Origin of the sequence: Halomonas sp. DP5Y7-2, assembly GCF_019802025.1 — a bacterium.
Taxonomy (GTDB): Bacteria; Pseudomonadota; Gammaproteobacteria; order Pseudomonadales; family Halomonadaceae; genus Halomonas; species Halomonas litopenaei_A.
Genome location: NZ_JAHVHY010000011.1, coordinates 123,247 through 140,251, shown reverse-complemented (window position 1 = coordinate 140,251; position 17,005 = coordinate 123,247). Strand labels below are relative to the sequence as shown.

The window sequence follows — 17,005 nt, the reverse complement described above, 5'->3', positions numbered from 1 at the left end:
AGCGGAAGATAGGGCATTGGGCTATTGAATCCCTTGTCGGCGCATGCGATCAATCGCATTACGCCAGCGCGAAAGTCGGGCCAGAGGGTCTGCACGCGACTGCGTGGAGCCTCCTGCCCACAGGCCACTACTATTGAAGCTGAATAACGGGTCCAGGTCGGTTCGCAGGCTGGCACGAGAAACGCTGGCGGCAATGTTGTCGAGGATAAGCGGCTCGGCGCTTGGTGTCTCGTAGTACCCCAGGACCATATGGGCCTGGGTAATCTGGCTACGTCCTAGCCTGGCACGTACGTAGATCATGCGCAGTTTGCTGACCGGGATGCCCAGCTCCTTGAGCGTGACGTACTTGGCAATGGAATAGTCTTCGCAGTCGCCGGCGCCGCGTCCGAGAGACTCGAGCGGGGTGGCCCAGTAGTCACTCTGGCGCCAGATGGTGCGGTCCTCGAGCCAGCGAACCTTGCGATTGAAGAAGTCGTTGACCTCGCGCAGCTGAGTCGCGATATCGGCACCCCTGAGTCGGTTGATCAGGCTTAGCCACTCCTCCAGCACCTGCACCCCTTGAGCGCCAAATTCTGCGCTCATGGCCGAGCGCATTCTGGCGTGGTCCAGAGCGGCACCCGCCGGCTCAGTTGTCGACAGCAGGCCGCCGCCGAGCAGGCTCGCAGTGCCCAGTCCCAGCCAGCGCAGCACGCTGCGGCGGGATACAGAGGCGTCGGTCGACGCGGGTGAGGTCATGACAGGGTCCGGGTCGTGGTCAGGCCTTTCCTGGGCCTTGCCACAGCGTCAGCTGTCCCACCCAGGGGAGAGGGGCTAGGTCTCGGCATAATTCGTGAGCTAACTCATCAAGGTCGTCATGATGGATCTGAGAGTCAACGTACAACGAAATATCTACCCGGTCATCCAAATAGTGCAGGTTCAGCGCGAGACGTCGGCGCCAGGCGGGATGTTTTGCCCATCTTTGATCAAGGATTTGCTCGATCTCTGCCCGCAGCGGCAGGCCTGGTCGCAAACTGTGCGCAATCAGGCCTTCATCGTCCTCTGGGTCAATATGGAAGGTCACGTCCTTCAATCGGCGCGAGGACTGGCGCAGCTCACGGCTGACGGCGTTACCGATCTCATGGGCCTCCGACACCGTGACCCTGGGCGCCACGACAATGTGCAGGTCGAGCACCACGTCGCTGCCCAGTCGGCGAGTGCGCAGGTCGTGGACGCTCGTGACCCCTGGCACAGATTCGGCCAGCCGACGCAGCTGCCGTTCATCTTCGGCCGGAAGTGCAGTATCGATCAATTCCCGGGAGGATTGCCACATCAGTCGTCCCCCCACCCAGCCGACCATCAGGCCCACCACGATGGCGGCTGCGGCATCCATCCAGCCCACACCGAACTGTCCGCCAATCAGGCCGACCAGCACGACCAGGGTGGAGAGGGCATCGGTGCGCGAGTGCCAGGCGTTGGCCTCGAGCAGTGCCGAGTCCAGCCGCCGTGCCGCGTGCAGCGAATAGTGGAAGATTGCTTCCTTGGCGAGCAGCGATACCACCGCGATACCAATGGCCGTCGCCCCTGGTGCGGTGGCGAGCTGGTCGTCGAGCAGACGCTCGACGCTGGAGGCGGCAATCGCACCGGCGACGAAGATCAGCACGCCGCCCAGCCATAGCGTCGCCAGTGTCTCGATGCGGCCGTGGCCATAGGGGTGATCACGGTCCGGCGCCTGCCGCCCGTAGTGGGTGGCGGCCAGCACGAAGACATCGGTCACGATATCGGAGAAGGAGTGGATGCCGTCGGCAATCAGCGCAGCAGAGCCGACGATCATCCCGGTGATCAGCTTCATGACGCCGACCACCAGGTCCACGCCGGCGCCAATCAGGGTGACGCCCTGAGCCGTCCAGTAAAAACGACGGGTTGCCGGCGAGGAGGGGGTGCTCACGGCGCGATCTCTCGCCCCGCGCAGTTGATGACCGGATTGGCGTACTGTGCCAGCCACCAGGGTTTGAGGTCGTCGGGCACCTGCGCCAATCGCTGTGCAAAGCGCTCCCGGTCGGCGTCGGTGACCTCAGAGAAGTCGAGCAGGTCCGGGTGCGTGCCCAGGGCCTCGAGCGCCAGGTAATGACTGGGAAACAAATGGTAGTCGCCCAGCACCTGGCGATCGATCTCGGCTGCCACGGCCTCGGGGGTGTCGAAGCTGCGGTCGATGGGCGTCCCGAAGCGCAGGTGAACGCGGCCTTTGTGACCAGTGATGCCCGCCACGATCGAGCTGATATCCTCGAATTCGCTCTTGTTGTAGCCGCCATCCTCGCTGACGGCTTTCAGTTCTCTGGCCTTCTGGATATCGCAAGGGTCGTATTCGTAGCTGATGGCCACCGGGACCAGGCGCAGCGCCTCGACGCCTTCGCCCAGGGGGGCGTGACGATTGTCGGCACGATGGGCCATGGTCATCATCTTGATAATGGCCGGATCGGTACGGTCGATACCGTCCTTGGCGCGGCCCTCGCGCTGGGCCATCCAGATCGAGTGGTTGTTGTCCTGAATCGAGTGGCGAATGTAGCTCGAGAGCTGAAGGTAGGCCTGCAGCATGGCGCGCTTGCCGCGGGCGCTGCGAGGCACGATGAAGCTCTTGTTCAGGCGCATCAGGTCGGTGACATAAGGCTTCTTGAGCAGGTTGTCACCGATGGCGATGCGCACCGTATTGCGGTTGGCCAGGTACAGGGCATAGTTGACGAAGGCCGGATCCAGCGAGATGTCGCGATGGTTACCGATGAACAGATAGGCCGTGTCGGCATCCAGCGCGTCGAGGCCATCCACTCGGAAGTCGTCGGTGGAGGTGCGCAGCATGCGCTGCATGTAGCTGGCGATGCGCTGCTGGAATTGCGCGACGCTGGTCACATCGCGGGTTTCACGCTTGATCGCCCAGCTGGCCAGGGCACGGGAGACGCGAGGCATCAGCCGCGAGAGGCGCGGCAGGCGATAACGCGTCAACGCGGTCAACAGCTCAGGGTCTTCTGACAGGCGTGCAAGCGTCGCCGCCACCTCGTCATCCTGATAAGGGCGTATGTCATGCCAGGGATCCTGCCCGGCCTCAGCATTCGAAGTCATGTTGTCGTCGCAGTCAGGTCAGTAGCCGTAACGGAGTTGCTCTGGGCTTCACCGCCCAGCCAGTCGATCAGGCGATCCACGCTGTCACCCAGCGTTTGTGCCATCAAAATAAAGTCGGTTTCCATCCGCAGAACGGCATCGTCACCGTCATCGGCCTGGTTGGCTTCATCAATCAAGGCATCATCAAAGGCCAGCGACTTGACGGCCAGGTCGTCATGCAGCACGAAGCGCAGACGTCCCTCCATGGCCAGTGCCAGCTTGCTGGCCTGGCGCCCACCTTCCAGCAGCTGCTGGATGTCGTCACCGTCCAGGTCCACCTGGCGTGCCTTGAGTACGCCATCGTCGCCCTTGGCCTTCAGCTCCACCTGATCACCCAACAGCATATCGGCGGGACGCGATGAGGCGTCATTGAGCCAGGTGGTCATGGCGCGAATCGGCAGGGTCTGGGCCGCCAGCGGCGTCACCTTTAGGCTTCCCAGGGTTTCGCGCAACAGGTCCAACAGCTCTTCTGCACGCTTGCGGCTGGAGCTGTTGACCGCAATCAGGTTGCGCCGGGTGTCCCACCACAGGTCAGTCTTCTGGCTGCGGACGAAGGCGCGGGGCAGCAGCTCTTCGTAGACCTGCTCCTTGATCGCCTGTTTTTCCTGGCGGCGCAGCTTGCGGCTCTCCTGGGCTTCGATGACCTCGACCCGCTCCTCGACCTCTTCCTTCACGACCGAGGCCGGCAGAATGCGCTCCTGGCGCAGGGCGGTCATCAGCCGCTGGCCTTGCAATTCGTGCAGGTAGCGATCACTGCCACGACCGGCGGGGGCTGTCCAGCCGCTGCGGCGAGCCTCGCTGCTGCCGAGCGGACGAAAAGCCTGTTCAGCGAGGGCTGTTTCCAGCTGCTCGCTGTCCAGTGTGCTGGCGTCGTGCAGACGATAGAGGTGCAAGTGCTTGAACCACATGAAGCAATTCTCGGGTCGAAAAGGAGGCACATTATGGCGAATGGTGTTCTCGGGTGCCAGTGACCCGCTCAGGTCGGTCGCGATTGCGCCAACGCTGGCGGCCTAGGGTGAAAAAGATGCAGCGGTCAGGCCTGTATCGAAGGCAAGCGTAGCAGCGAAGCGCCGCTTCGCCTCTGCCTCTTTGGGGGCGGTATTGCCAGCAGGCTCGACAGCGCTCAGTATCAAACAGTAGTTTGAATGTTGGGTGTCGGCGCCTTGTTGTCGACGTTGAGGTATCGACACCCTCTTTGAGCGGAATATCGACAAGGAGAGCAGCATGCAGGACAAGATCGGCAAGGTGACGGTGGCCGTGCGTGGCTACCACCTGGACGGCTATGGCCACGTCAATCACGCCCGTTACCTGGAGTTCATGGAGGAGGGGCGCTGGGACTATTTCGACCGTCATCCGGCGTTGATGTCGCGCCTGGCGACCGGTGACATCGCCTTCGTTGCGGTGAATCTGAACGTCGACTACCGCGAAGCGGCGGTGACGGGGGATCGCCTCGAGGTGGCCACCCGTCTGTCGGTGCTGGGTGGGCGCAGTGCCAAGATGCACCATGAGATCCTGCGACAGCGGGATGGTGCCACGGTGGTCCGCGCTGAGCTGACCTTTGTTCTGCTCGATGTCGCCAGCAACAAGGCAATGACCATCGATGGAGAGCTGCGTGATGCCTTGGCGGCGCTGGTGGTGGTGGACTGACGCTGCCTGCTGCGCCATTGGCGTCTGCGAGCCGCTGAAGAAATGATGACAAGTGCCTGGAAGCAATGACAGACGCTGCGCTATAGCCACCAAGGGTGGTATGCTACGTGGCTGTATTTGTGCGCCTTGTCACGGCTGCGTGACGCGCCTACCTGTTGCTGTGCAAAGGACTTGACGACCCATGGGTGACATCGCCAGAGAGATTCTGCCAGTCAATATCGAGGACGAGCTGAAGCAGTCGTACCTCGATTACGCGATGAGCGTGATCATCGGCCGAGCGCTGCCGGACGTGCGCGATGGCCTGAAGCCGGTTCATCGGCGTGTGCTGTTTGCGATGCACGAGCTGGGTAACGACTGGAACAAGCCGTACAAGAAGTCTGCCCGTGTGGTGGGTGACGTCATCGGTAAATACCACCCCCACGGCGACAGTGCGGTGTACGACACCATCGTGCGCATGGCGCAGGACTTTTCCATGCGCCATGTGCTCGTCGATGGCCAGGGCAACTTCGGTTCCATCGATGGCGACAATGCCGCCGCGATGCGTTACACCGAGGTTCGCATGGCCAAGCTGGCCCATGAGCTGCTGGCCGACCTCGAGAAGGATACCGTCGACTGGGTCGACAACTACGACGGCACCGAGCGTATTCCCGACGTGCTGCCGACCAAGGTGCCCAACCTGCTGGTCAATGGTTCGTCCGGTATCGCGGTGGGTATGGCGACCAACATCCCGCCCCACAACATGAACGAGATCATCAACGCCTGTCTGGCGCTGGTCGACGACTACACTCTGAGCGTCGATGATCTGATGGAGCATGTGCCGGGGCCCGATTTCCCTACCGGCGGCATCATCAATGGCCGCGCCGGTATTCTCGAGGCCTATCGTACCGGCCGCGGGCGCATCTATATCCGTGCCAAGCACACCATCGAGCATGACGACAAGAGTGGTCGTGACCACATCATCGTCACTGAACTGCCTTACCAGGTGAACAAGGCGCGTCTGATCGAAAAGATCGCCGAGCTGGTCAAGGACAAGAAGATCGACGGTATCGCCGAGCTGCGTGACGAGTCCGACAAGGACGGCTTGCGCGTGGTGATCGAGGTCAAGCGTGGCGAGAGTGGCGAGGTAGTGGTGAACAACCTGTTCGCCCAGACTCAGCTGCAGAACGTTTTCGGCATCAACATGGTGGCGCTGGAAGACGGCGAGCCGAAGACCATGAACCTCAAGGAGGTTCTGGAAGCCTTCATTCGTCATCGGCGTGAAGTGGTGACCCGCCGGACACTGTTCGAGCTGAAGAAGGCCCGAGAGCGCGGCCACATCCTCGAAGGCCTGGCGGTTGCCATCTCCAACATCGATGAAGTGATCGAGCTGATCAAGGCCTCGCCCAACGCTGCCGAAGCCAAGGAAAAGCTGCTGTCGAAATCCTGGCAGCCCGGCCAGGTGACCGGCATGCTAGAGCGCGCCGGCGCCACGTCGTGCAAGCCCGAAGATCTGGAAGAAGGCTTTGGTCTCAACACGGTAGGTACCGAGTACCGCCTGTCGCCGGCTCAGGCCCAGGCGATTCTCGAGCTGCGTCTGCATCGTCTGACCGGTCTCGAGACGGAAAAGCTGCTGGACGAGTACCTGTCGATCCTCGAGAAGATTGCGGAGCTGATGGCCATTCTGGCCTCCGCGGACCGTCTGCTGGAGGTGATTCGCGAAGAGCTGATCGCCGTGCGTGACCAGTTCGGCGATGAGCGTCGCACCGACATCCAGGCCAGCCACCTTGATCTGTCGATCGAGGACCTGATTGCCGAAGAAGACATGGTGGTGACCGTGTCTCGTTCGGGCTACGCCAAGACCCAGCCGTTGTCCGACTACCAGGCCCAGCGTCGCGGCGGACGCGGCAAGTCGGCCACGGCCATGAAGGACGAAGACGTCATCGAGCACCTGCTGGTGGCGTCGACCCATGACACGGTGCTGCTGTTCTCCAACCGCGGCAAGGTGTACTGGCTAAAGGTCTACGAAATGCCGGCCGCCAGCCGAGGCTCCCGTGGCAAGCCGTTGGTCAATCTGCTGCCGCTGGACGAGGGCGAGGCGATCAACGCCATCATGCCGGTCAAGGATTACGATCCGAACTGCTACATCTTCTTCGCCACGGCTCGCGGTACGGTCAAGCGCACCAGCCTGGAGCAGTTCTCGCGCCCGCGCAGCGTCGGTTTGATTGCCATCGACCTCGAGGAGGGCGATCGCCTGGTCGGCGCCGCCATCACCTCGGGCAGTGACCATGCCATGCTGCTGTCGTCCAACGGCAAGGCGATCCGCTTCGAGGAGTCCCAGGTGCGTGCCATGGGACGTACTGCACGTGGGGTGCGCGGCATGCGCCTGCTCGATGATGCGGAAGTGATCAGCCTGATCATTCCCCAGAGCCTGGAAATCGATGCGGACGCCGAAGGCGGAGAGCACGGTGAGGCCAGCGACGTCGAGAGCGTGGGTGATGATGGTCAGATCTATATCTTGACCGCCAGTGAAAACGGTTACGGCAAGCGCACCCGTCTCGAGGAGTTCCCCCTGCGCGGTCGCGGTGGTCAGGGCGTTATCGCCATGCAGACCAGTGCACGTAACGGCGCCATGGTAGCCGCCATGCAGGTGCTGTCCTCCGACGAGATGATGCTGATCACCGACCGCGGCACGCTGGTGCGTACTCGGGTCGAGGAAGTCTCGATCAGCTCACGTAACACGCAAGGGGTGACGCTGATTCGTCTCGGCGATGCCGAATCCCTGGTCAAGACCGTGCGTATTCAAGAGCTCGAGGGCGAGGACGCCGAAGACCTCGATGACGAGTCTGCGTCCCCCGAGAGCACTGCAGAAGAGGGCGCTGCTGAGGGAAGCACTTCAGAGGAAGGCTCTGGAGAGGACGGCCCCTCTGACGACAGCGCTGCCGATCACAATAACGACTGATCCCGGGATGACGCGGCGCCCATAGCGGGTGCCGCCCCCCGCCCTGTGACAGGTCGGCGCCTGCGGGCGCCTCCCCATGACGATCGATCGCCAGGACACCATGACACGCCACTATAATTTCTGTGCGGGCCCAGCCGCCCTGCCTACCGCGGTACTTGAGCGCGCTCAGCGCGAGATGCTGGACTACCAGGGGCGCGGCCTCTCGGTGATGGAAATGAGTCACCGTTCCAGCGAGTACGTTGCCATCGCTGAGCAGGCCGAGGCGGACCTGCGCGAGCTGCTGGCCGTCCCCGACAACTACCGCGTGCTGTTTACTCAGGGCGGAGCGACCCAGCAGTTTGCCGCGGTACCTTACAACCTGCTGGGCCACGGCGGTCAGGCCAACTTCCTCGAGACCGGTATCTGGGGCAAGAAGGCCATCAAGGAGGCGCAACACCTGTTCGGTCGCGCCCACATCGCCGCCTCCAGCGCGTCAAATGGGCATGTGGAGGCGCCTCGCGATAGTGATATCGCGCTGTCCGATGATGCCGCTTACCTGCATGTGACCCCCAACGAGACCATCGGTGGCCTGGCGCTGGACTATCTGCCCAGCGCCCGTCGCGCAGATGGGGTCGAGGTGCCGCTGGTGGCCGACCTGTCGTCCACGATCCTGTCGGGGCCTCTGGATGTGTCGCGCTACGGCGTCATCTACGCAGGCGCCCAGAAGAACATTGGGCCCGCTGGCCTGGTGCTGGTGATCGTGCGTGATGATCTGCTGGACCGGGCGGTGGACAGCATGCCAAGCCTGTTCAGCTATCGTGCCCTGGCTGAGGCCGGTTCGATGATCAACACCCCGGCCACCTACAGCTGGTATCTGGCGGGGCTGGTGTTTGACTGGCTCAAGCGGGACATCGGTGGGGTAGACGTCATGGCTGAAATCAATGCGCGCAAGGCCGGCAAGCTTTACGCCGCCATCGATGCCAGTGACTTCTATTCCAACCCCATCGCCAAGCGCAACCGGTCTCAGATGAATGTGCCCTTCGTGCTGGCGGACAGCGCCCTGGAGGGCGATTTCCTGCGCGAAGCGGAGGCGGCGGGCCTGCTCAACCTGAAAGGGCACCGTAGTGTGGGTGGCATGCGTGCGAGTCTGTACAACGCCGTGCCGGAAGCCGCAGTCGATGCGCTGGTGGCCTTCATGAGCGATTTCGAGACGCGGCGCGGCTAGGCAGCAGGGCAGCGACACGACATGTGTCGCGGCCCGCGCCAGGTTGGATCAGCCGTCCTATGCCACATGCCCGTACCCGCGGCAGGGCGTGACAAGGAGACACATGATGAGTGATTCGAAAGAATCGGGACTCGCGTCGCTGCGTCAGCGCATCGACCATATCGATACCGAGATTCTGCGCCTGATCAGCGAGCGTGCCGAGTGCGCGCGCCAGGTTGCCGAGACCAAGACCGCCAGTGACCCCCAGGCGGTGTTCTATCGTCCTGAGCGTGAAGCCCAGGTCCTGCGTCGGGTCATGGAGCTGAACCAAGGGCCGCTGGACAGCGAGGAAATGGCCAGACTGTTTCGCGAGATCATGTCCGCGTGCCTGGCGCTGGAGCAGCCGATCAAGGTGGCCTACCTGGGTCCCGAGGGGACCTTTACCCAGCAGGCGGCGCTCAAGCACTTTGGCGACAGCGCCGTGAGTCTGCCCATGGCGGCGATTGATGAAGTCTTCCGCGAGGTGGAAGCGGGCGCGGTCAACTATGGCGTGGTGCCGGTGGAGAACTCTACCGAAGGGGTGATCAACCACACGCTGGACTCGTTCATCGACTCCGGTCTGCGTATCAGCGGTGAGGTGGTGCTGCGCATCCATCATCATCTGCTGGTCGCGGACACCACGCTGAAGGACAAGGTCTCTCGGATCTATTCCCATCCCCAGTCCTTCGCCCAGTGTCGCAAGTGGCTCGATGCCCACTATCCTCACGCCGAGCGCGTGCCGGTGTCATCGAATGCCGAGGCCGCTCGCCTGGTCAAGAGCGAGTGGCATAGTGCGGCCATTGCGGGAGACATGGCCGCCAAGCTTTACGGCCTGACGCACGTCGCCGAGAAGATCGAGGATCGCCCGGATAACTCCACGCGCTTCTTGATCATCGGCAATCAGGATGTGCCGATGTCCGGTGTCGACAAGACATCGCTGGTGGTGGCGACCCGCAACCAGCCCGGGGCATTGCACGACCTGCTGGAACCTTTCCATCGCCACCAGATCGATCTGACTCGCCTGGAGACGCGTCCCTCCCGCACTGGCGCCTGGAACTATGTGTTCTTCATCGATTTCAGCGGACATGTGGAAGAGCCGAGGGTGTCGGCGCTACTGGAGGAAGTGCGCCTGCGCGTGTCCGAGGTGAAGGTGCTGGGGTCCTACCCCCAGGGGGTTCTGTAGGCATGGGGAGTAGTGGTTCACCTTTGCCATCTTCATCGCGTATCGTCATCGTAGGTCTTGGATTGATTGGCGGCTCCCTGGCCGCCGCCCTGCGCCAGGCAGGCGTCGGTCAGGCTGACGGCAGTACCCTGTTGGCGTGTGATTGCGACGAGCGGGAGGTCGCGCTTGGCGTAAAGATGGGCCTGATTGATGCGGGAGGCCCATCTCTCGAATCGGTGATCGACGGGGCGACCCTGGTGATCCTGGCGGTGCCGGTGATGGCCATGGGCAAGGTTATGGCGGAGCTGCAGGCGCTGCGGCATCGGGCCGCGGACGACCTGGTGATCACCGACGTAGGCAGCACCAAGGGCGCCATCGCCGAGGCCGCGGTGGCGGCATTTGGCGAGTTGCCGCCGCGCTTCGTCCTGGGACACCCGATTGCGGGTTCGGAGAAGAGCGGCGTGGCGGCGGCCAACCCGGATCTGTATCAGGCCCATAAGGTGATCCTGACGCCCATGGCCGATACCGACCACGAGGCGCTGATGCGGGTTCGCAGCCTGTGGCAGCTCACCGGGGCCGAGGTGCTGGAGATGGACATCGCGCGTCACGACCAGGTGCTTGCTCGCACCAGCCATCTGCCCCACCTGCTGGCGTTCTCCCTGGTCGACACGCTGGCACGCCAGGACGAGCGCCTCGAGATCTTTCGCTACGCCGCCGGTGGCTTTCGCGATTTTACCCGGATCGCCGGCAGCGACCCTGTGATGTGGCGAGATGTCTTTCAGGCCAATCGCGGCGCCGTGCTTGAGGCGCTGGATGACTTCGAGGCCGGACTCGCACAGTTACGTGAGGCGGTGGAGCGCGGTGATGGGGACCATCTGCTGGGGACCTTCGATCGGGCCAGCCACGCGCGCCACTATTTTGATACCTTGCTCAACCAGACCAGTTATCAGGCGGAATATCAGATGCAAGAAACAGCCATGCTGCGCTATCGGGTAGCCCCCGGTGGTAGCGTTACCGGTCGCATTCGCGTGCCTGGTGACAAGTCGGTGTCACATCGTTCCATCATGCTGGGTGCCCTGTCTGAAGGGGTGACCGAGGTGTCCGGTTTCCTCGAGGGCGAGGACAGCCTTGCCACCTTGCAGGCTTTCCGCGAGATGGGCGTGGCCATCGAAGGGCCTCATCATGGGCGAGTCACCATTCATGGCGTCGGCATGCACGGCCTGAAGAAGCCGGCGGGCCCTCTCTACGTGGGCAATGCCGGCACCGCCATGCGCCTGTTTGCGGGTCTTTTGGCCGGCCAGGCATTTGATACCGAGTTGACCGGCGATACCTCGCTGACACGTCGTCCGATGGGGCGTGTGGCAGACCCTCTGCGTCAGATGGGGGCCGTCATCGATACCGCCGAGGGCGGTCGTCCGCCGCTCAAGATCAAGGGTGGTCAGGCGCTCAAGGGAATCCATTACGACATGCCCATGGCCAGCGCCCAGGTCAAGTCGTGCCTGCTCTTGGCGGGGATGTTTGCCGAAGGCGAAACCCGTGTGCGTGAGCCTGCGCCGACCCGTGATCATACCGAGCGCATGCTCAACGGCTTTGGCTACGACGTGCAGCGAGACGGCGACACCTGCTGGCTGCAGGGAGGCGGTCACCTGACTGCGGGCCCCATCGACGTGCCGTCCGATATCTCTTCGGCGACCTTCTTTCTGGTAGCGGCAGCCATCACGCCGGGCTCTGACCTTGTGCTGGAACATGTCGGTATCAACCCGACCCGGATTGGCGTGATCAACATCCTGCTGGCCATGGGGGCGGACCTGCGCCTCGACAATCAGCGTGAGGTGGGCGGTGAGCCGGTCGCTGATCTGCATATCCGCTATCGGCCTCTCACCGGCATCGATATTCCGGTGGACCAGGTGCCGCTGGCCATCGACGAGTTTCCTGCGCTGTTCATCGCGGCCGCCAATGCCCAGGGCGTCACGCGCCTGCGTGGGGCTGAGGAGCTGCGCGTCAAGGAGTCTGACCGCCTGCAGTCCATGGCCGACGGCATGAGCGCGCTGGGTATCGAGAATACCCTCTACGATGATGGCATCGACATCGTCGGCAAGGGCGGCGACGGCGCCAATTACGCTGGCGGCACTGTGGAGAGTCACGAAGATCACCGCATCGCCATGGCGTTCACCATCGCGGCGCTGCGGGCCAGTGCGCCGATCGAGGTCAACGACTGCGCCAACGTGGCGACGTCATTCCCCGGCTTCGTGGAGCTTGCCCGCGGTGTCGGTCTTCAGCTCGATGAGCTGCGTGAAGAGGCGCGTGAGGAGGGGGCATGAGCCAGATCGAACACGCTGACGTCCCGGTATTGACCATTGATGGTCCTGGTGGGGCGGGCAAGGGTACGATCAGCCGCCTGATCGCCGAGCGGCTGGGCTGGCATCTGCTGGACAGCGGCTGTCTGTATCGCCTGACGGCCCTGTCAGCCCTTCAGCGGGGTATTGCGCTGGATGATGAGGGTCAGCTGGAGCGGCTGGCGCGTCAGCTCGATGTGGTGTTTCGGGCGACGGATGGTGAGGTCATCGTTGAGCTGGAAGGCGTGGATGTGACCCGGGAAATTCGCACCGAGCAGGTCGGTAACAGTGCCTCTCTGGTAGCCGCTCTGCCTGCGGTGCGCCAGGCGCTGCTCAAGCGTCAGCGGGACTTCCGCAAGGCCCCTGGGCTGGTGGCCGATGGTCGCGACATGGGCACTGTGGTGTTCACCGCTGCGCCACTGAAGATTTTCCTCACCGCAAGCGCAGAGGAGAGGGCGCGACGGCGCCATCTCCAGTTGCGGGAGGCAGGCGTCGATGCTAGTCTATCGAGTCTTTTGAAGGAGATTCAGGCGCGAGACGACCGCGATACGAATCGCAGTGTCGCCCCGCTGGTGCCGGCCGATGATGCCATCGAGCTGGACACGACAAGCCTGAGCATACCGGAAGTGGTGGATCGGCTGACCCAGCTCTTGTCCCGAAAGGGTCTGTGCTGAGACTTCTGAACTCCCTTGCGGCGTCCCCGGCAAGATGTCACGACGTGCTCGAGTGCATGAAACGGAAAACTCGTTCAGGTCTAACCAGTGTCAACATCCCCGGGGGTTTTTGAATATGGCCCGCACTTGCTGGTGGTGCGGAGAAGCGGCCCTGCCGCACTCAACGTTGATCACGTAGGAACATCATGAGCGAAAGCTTTGCTGAACTGTTTGAACAGTCTCTCCAGGACATCAACATGGAGCCGGGCGCGATCGTCGCGGCTACTGTCGTCGACATCGAAGGTGACTGGGTCACCGTCAATGCCGGCCTGAAGTCCGAAGGTCAGATCCCTGCCGCGCAATTCCGCGACGACAGCGGCGAGCTGACCATTGCCGTTGGTGACGAGGTCCACGTGGCCCTCGAAGCCGTGGAAGACGGCTTCGGTGAAACCCGCCTGTCCCGCGAGAAGGCCAAGCGCGCCGAAGCGTGGAAGGTGCTGGAAGCTGCCTTCGAGAAGGAAGAGATCGTCAAGGGCGTGATCAACGGCAAGGTCAAGGGCGGCTTCACTGTCGACGTCGACTCCATCCGTGCCTTCCTGCCGGGCTCCCTGGTCGACGTTCGTCCGGTGCGCGACACCACGCACCTGGAAAACAAAGAGCTGGACTTCAAGGTCATCAAGCTCGATCCGAAGCGCAACAACGTTGTCGTTTCTCGCCGCGCCGTGCTCGAAGCCGAGAACAGTGCCGAGCGTGAAGCTCTGCTGGCGACCCTGCAGGAAGGTCAGCAGATCATCGGTATCGTCAAGAACCTGACCGACTACGGTGCCTTCGTTGATCTGGGCGGCGTTGACGGCCTGCTCCACATCACCGACATGGCGTGGAAGCGTATCAAGCATCCGAGCGAAATCGTTGCTGTTGGCGACGAGATCAGCGTCAAGGTGCTCAAGTTTGACCGTGAGCGCAACCGCGTTTCTCTGGGTCTCAAGCAGCTGGGCGAAGATCCCTGGGTCAACATCAAGGATCGTTACCCGGAAGGCACCAAGGTGCACGCTCGCGTCACCAACCTCACCGACTACGGCTGCTTCGCCGAGCTGGAAGAGGGTGTCGAAGGTCTGGTTCACGTCTCTGAAATGGACTGGACCAACAAGAACATCCATCCGTCCAAAGTGGTTCAGGTCGGTGACGATGTCGACGTCATGGTGCTGGACATCGACGAAGAGCGTCGTCGTATTTCCCTGGGTATCAAGCAGTGCACTGCCAACCCGTGGGAAACCTTCAACGCCCAGTTCAACAAGGGCGACCGCGTTGCGGGTACCATCAAGTCCATCACCGACTTCGGTATCTTCATCGGTCTGGACGGTGGCATCGACGGCCTGGTTCACCTGTCCGACATCTCCTGGACCGAGACTGGCGAAGAAGCCGTGCGCTCCTTCAAGAAGGGCGACGAAGCGGAAGCCGTCATTCTGTCTATCGATCCGGAGCGTGAGCGCATCTCCCTGGGTATCAAGCAGCTCGATACCGATCCGGTTGCCGAGTTCCTGTCTGTGAACGACAAGGGCACTGTGGTCACTGGTCGCGTTGTTGAAGTTGATGCCAAGGAAGCTCACGTCGAGCTGGCTACCGACGTCATCGCCGTGCTGAAAGCCTCTGAAATCAGCGCTGACCGCGTCGAAGATGCACGCAACGTGCTGAACGAAGGCGACAGCGTCGAGGCCCGCATCGTCGGCGTCGATCGCAAGAACCGCCAGATCGCCCTGTCCGTCAAGGCCAAGGATCAGGACGACACGCGTCGCAACATGACCAAGCTGCGCGAGCAGGAAGTCGAGACCGGTGGCCCGACCACCATCGGCGACCTCATCAAGCAGCAGATGGGTCAGGACTAAGTCGCCCCTCGACTCACGTCGAGCACGACAAGGTTCAAGGCGCCTCCTTCGGGAGGCGCTTTTTTTCGTCTCATCATTTTTATGTGCAACGCTCGCTTGGGGCGTCGCATATAAGGTGACGGCACAATACCAAGTGCACCGACGGAGACATTGGGTGGGTACTTAGCAACCCCGGCACGGCGAAGCGAATAGACGGAGTGATACTGGACGTGGGTTCCAAGGCGTCAAGCCGATCTTGCTAGTTGTAAATATATGTCAGATTGGCGACGCCTCGGCCGGGAGAGACGCCCTTCCTGCAAAGACGCCTCTCATAGCAAGACAACCTTCATAGCAAGACAACCTTCATGGCGAGAAGACCGTCATGAAAAAAGACCCTTCAGGGAAAGATAGCGCTTTATAAAAGCGCTATCTCCTTTGAATGGGTGTCCTCCGCGAAAACCCTATGCAAACCCCCATGCAAACCGAGAGGGCAGGGCATAGCGGTCACACAACAATATGCTGAAAGAGGTTGTCAGGGAGAATGAGAGAGCCATCTCTGTGATACCGGCCACGCCTTGCTGGTGCATGCTTCACCAGATCTTGTTCGCCGAAACATGGAGGCGCGCTCTTCGTGGCATCTAGATGCCGAGCGTACCCGAAAATAGCGAGCGGCTGGCAATAGACGGTGCCTCGCAATAGAGAGCGCCTGGCGATAGATCGTTCTGAGCAGTAGAGACTGCCTGGTAATAGATCATCCAGAGCCGTAGAGAGCCTTTGTCAGCTGGGTGCTCCAGTGCCGTGTGTCTGTGCATGCATAGATATGGAGGGAGCCCATAGTAGGCCCACTGCGGTAGGGCGCTGCTGTTGTCGTGTGGCGAGGGCGATGACGTCAGGAAAACAGTTAATACTGTTTACTTTGTGAGACAAGGGTGTTGAATGTCGCGCCTGTATCGATATGGCGACATATTGTTCCACGCACCGTTGCCAAATATGCCTCAATTATATTAGTAAAATCTTTAATGGCTATTTCCTTTTTTTGTTCACGTTGTCATATGTTCGCTCAAGCCAAGTATTCCATTCCGCTTGCCAGATAGTGGGACAGAAGGCGGGGCTGGACAGCGTTAGCGATGGGGGTTAGGTTAATTATTGTCCGATCTTGCCCCTACATTGCCGTAGTGTATCTATCATTGTGGTGTCTCGACCTAGTGTGCGTTGTTAAAGATGGTTGTCACACAGAGATGCAAGAGTGATAATACCGCGGCATCCGAAAGCAACTACTACAGGTTTACGCCAATGTCTTCATTGTTGAATGACTACATGCAGATGGAGCAGCAGCTGCAGCAGCTCCAGCAGCGACTCGATCAACTGCAGAATGACGATCGTCTCAAGTCAGAGCTCGAGTTCAAGGGAAAGCTCGAAGAACTGATGAAAGAGTTCGATAAGAGTGCCTCTGACGTTATCGCTATCCTTCAGCCGAAGCCCGCTGCCGCTGGCAAGGCTGCTGCACCCGCCGCTGGTGGTCGCCGCAAGCGCAAGCTGAAGATCTACAAGAACCCGAATACCGGCGAAGTGGTGGAAACTCGTGGTGGTAACCACAAGACACTGAAAGCCTGGAAGGAAGAGCACGGCAACGATACCGTCGAATCCTGGCTGGTTCGTGTTGAAGGCTAACGCCAGCGCTTTGTGACGGAGCGGTGATACGGCATTTGATGTAGCGTAGCTCCCGTCATGATCGCTCGCCCGGGTAGGGAACGGTGAAATGTCACCGTCATCCTGCTCGGGCGATGTCGTTTTAGCGCCGGTAGGGCGAGGCTTGGTGTGTCCTTTTGGCGTTTACTCGATATCGCCTCGCCACCGTCAGGGTGCGTAGCCCACCAGCGTCTCTTTGTTGATGCTGTCGCCGGCACCCGGGTGTTCTCTCTCTCATCCCGCAGGGCTCTTGTAGAGTCTGATGACGAGGGTGGTATAGAGGGTGGTTCTCCCCGAGATGTGGCCTCTGTGGCGTCCCGCCAGGGCAGCCAAGGCTGTGTCCATTGTGTTCTTAGATGTATCGCTA

The 17,005-nt window shown here is 61.4% G+C and carries 12 protein-coding genes; 8 read left to right on the top strand and 4 right to left on the bottom strand.

Annotated features, from left to right (window positions below; genetic code table 11):
* Positions 1-21 precede the first annotated feature (21 nt).
* From KUW18_RS19290 to KUW18_RS19275, 4 genes are read right to left on the bottom strand one after another with little or no spacing between them, the layout of a single operon-like run.
* Positions 22-735 carry a transglutaminase-like cysteine peptidase gene (locus tag KUW18_RS19290; RefSeq protein ID WP_222562159.1) on the bottom strand — a complete coding sequence of 238 codons (714 nt, stop codon included), beginning with the start codon at positions 733-735 and terminating at the stop codon, positions 22-24.
* Positions 736-754: 19 nt separating this feature from the next.
* Complete coding sequence (locus tag KUW18_RS19285) at positions 755-1,924, bottom strand: cation diffusion facilitator family transporter (RefSeq protein WP_315900694.1); 1,170 nt, start codon at positions 1,922-1,924, stop codon at positions 755-757.
* On the bottom strand, positions 1,921-3,090 hold the full coding sequence (locus KUW18_RS19280; RefSeq protein WP_222562158.1) for a 1-acyl-sn-glycerol-3-phosphate acyltransferase: 1,170 nt from the start codon (positions 3,088-3,090) through the stop codon (positions 1,921-1,923). Before KUW18_RS19280 ends, KUW18_RS19285 begins: the two co-directional genes overlap by 4 nt.
* Positions 3,087-4,037: a recombination-associated protein RdgC gene (locus KUW18_RS19275; protein ID WP_206938126.1), complete on the bottom strand. Its 951-nt coding sequence runs from the start codon at positions 4,035-4,037 to the stop codon at positions 3,087-3,089. Before KUW18_RS19275 ends, KUW18_RS19280 begins: the two co-directional genes overlap by 4 nt.
* A gap of 316 nt (positions 4,038-4,353) precedes the next feature.
* Here KUW18_RS19275 and KUW18_RS19270 point away from each other — a divergent pair, with 316 nt between their 5' ends.
* The 8 genes from KUW18_RS19270 to KUW18_RS19235 all read left to right on the top strand — a co-directional run bounded on the left by KUW18_RS19270 (position 4,354) and on the right by KUW18_RS19235 (position 16,620).
* Positions 4,354-4,776: an acyl-CoA thioesterase gene (locus KUW18_RS19270; protein WP_206938128.1), complete on the top strand. Its 423-nt coding sequence runs from the start codon at positions 4,354-4,356 to the stop codon at positions 4,774-4,776.
* A 181-nt stretch (positions 4,777-4,957) separates the two neighbouring features.
* Positions 4,958-7,714, top strand: a complete 2,757-nt coding sequence (gene gyrA, locus KUW18_RS19265; protein WP_222562157.1) for a DNA gyrase subunit A — start codon at positions 4,958-4,960, stop codon at positions 7,712-7,714.
* A gap of 100 nt (positions 7,715-7,814) precedes the next feature.
* On the top strand, positions 7,815-8,918 hold the full coding sequence (gene serC / locus KUW18_RS19260; protein WP_222562168.1) for a 3-phosphoserine/phosphohydroxythreonine transaminase: 1,104 nt from the start codon (positions 7,815-7,817) through the stop codon (positions 8,916-8,918).
* 106 nt (positions 8,919-9,024) lie between these two features.
* Positions 9,025-10,119, top strand: a complete 1,095-nt coding sequence (gene pheA / locus KUW18_RS19255) for a prephenate dehydratase (RefSeq protein ID WP_222239352.1) — start codon at positions 9,025-9,027, stop codon at positions 10,117-10,119.
* A 2-nt stretch (positions 10,120-10,121) separates the two neighbouring features.
* The gene (locus KUW18_RS19250) at positions 10,122-12,419 is read left to right on the top strand and encodes a bifunctional prephenate dehydrogenase/3-phosphoshikimate 1-carboxyvinyltransferase (protein WP_206938134.1); all 2,298 of its coding nucleotides are present in this window, start codon (positions 10,122-10,124) and stop codon (positions 12,417-12,419) included.
* The gene (gene cmk / locus KUW18_RS19245) at positions 12,416-13,108 is read left to right on the top strand and encodes a (d)CMP kinase (RefSeq protein ID WP_206938136.1); all 693 of its coding nucleotides are present in this window, start codon (positions 12,416-12,418) and stop codon (positions 13,106-13,108) included. The genes KUW18_RS19250 and cmk overlap by 4 nt, the downstream gene beginning before the upstream one ends.
* A 185-nt stretch (positions 13,109-13,293) precedes the next feature.
* The gene (gene rpsA / locus KUW18_RS19240) at positions 13,294-14,970 is read left to right on the top strand and encodes a 30S ribosomal protein S1 (RefSeq protein WP_206938138.1); all 1,677 of its coding nucleotides are present in this window, start codon (positions 13,294-13,296) and stop codon (positions 14,968-14,970) included.
* Between the two features lie 1,272 nt (positions 14,971-16,242).
* Positions 16,243-16,620 (top strand): histone-like nucleoid-structuring protein, MvaT/MvaU family, encoded by a 378-nt coding sequence (locus KUW18_RS19235; RefSeq protein ID WP_222239353.1) that lies wholly within the window; start codon positions 16,243-16,245, stop codon positions 16,618-16,620.
* Positions 16,621-17,005 lie beyond the last annotated feature (385 nt).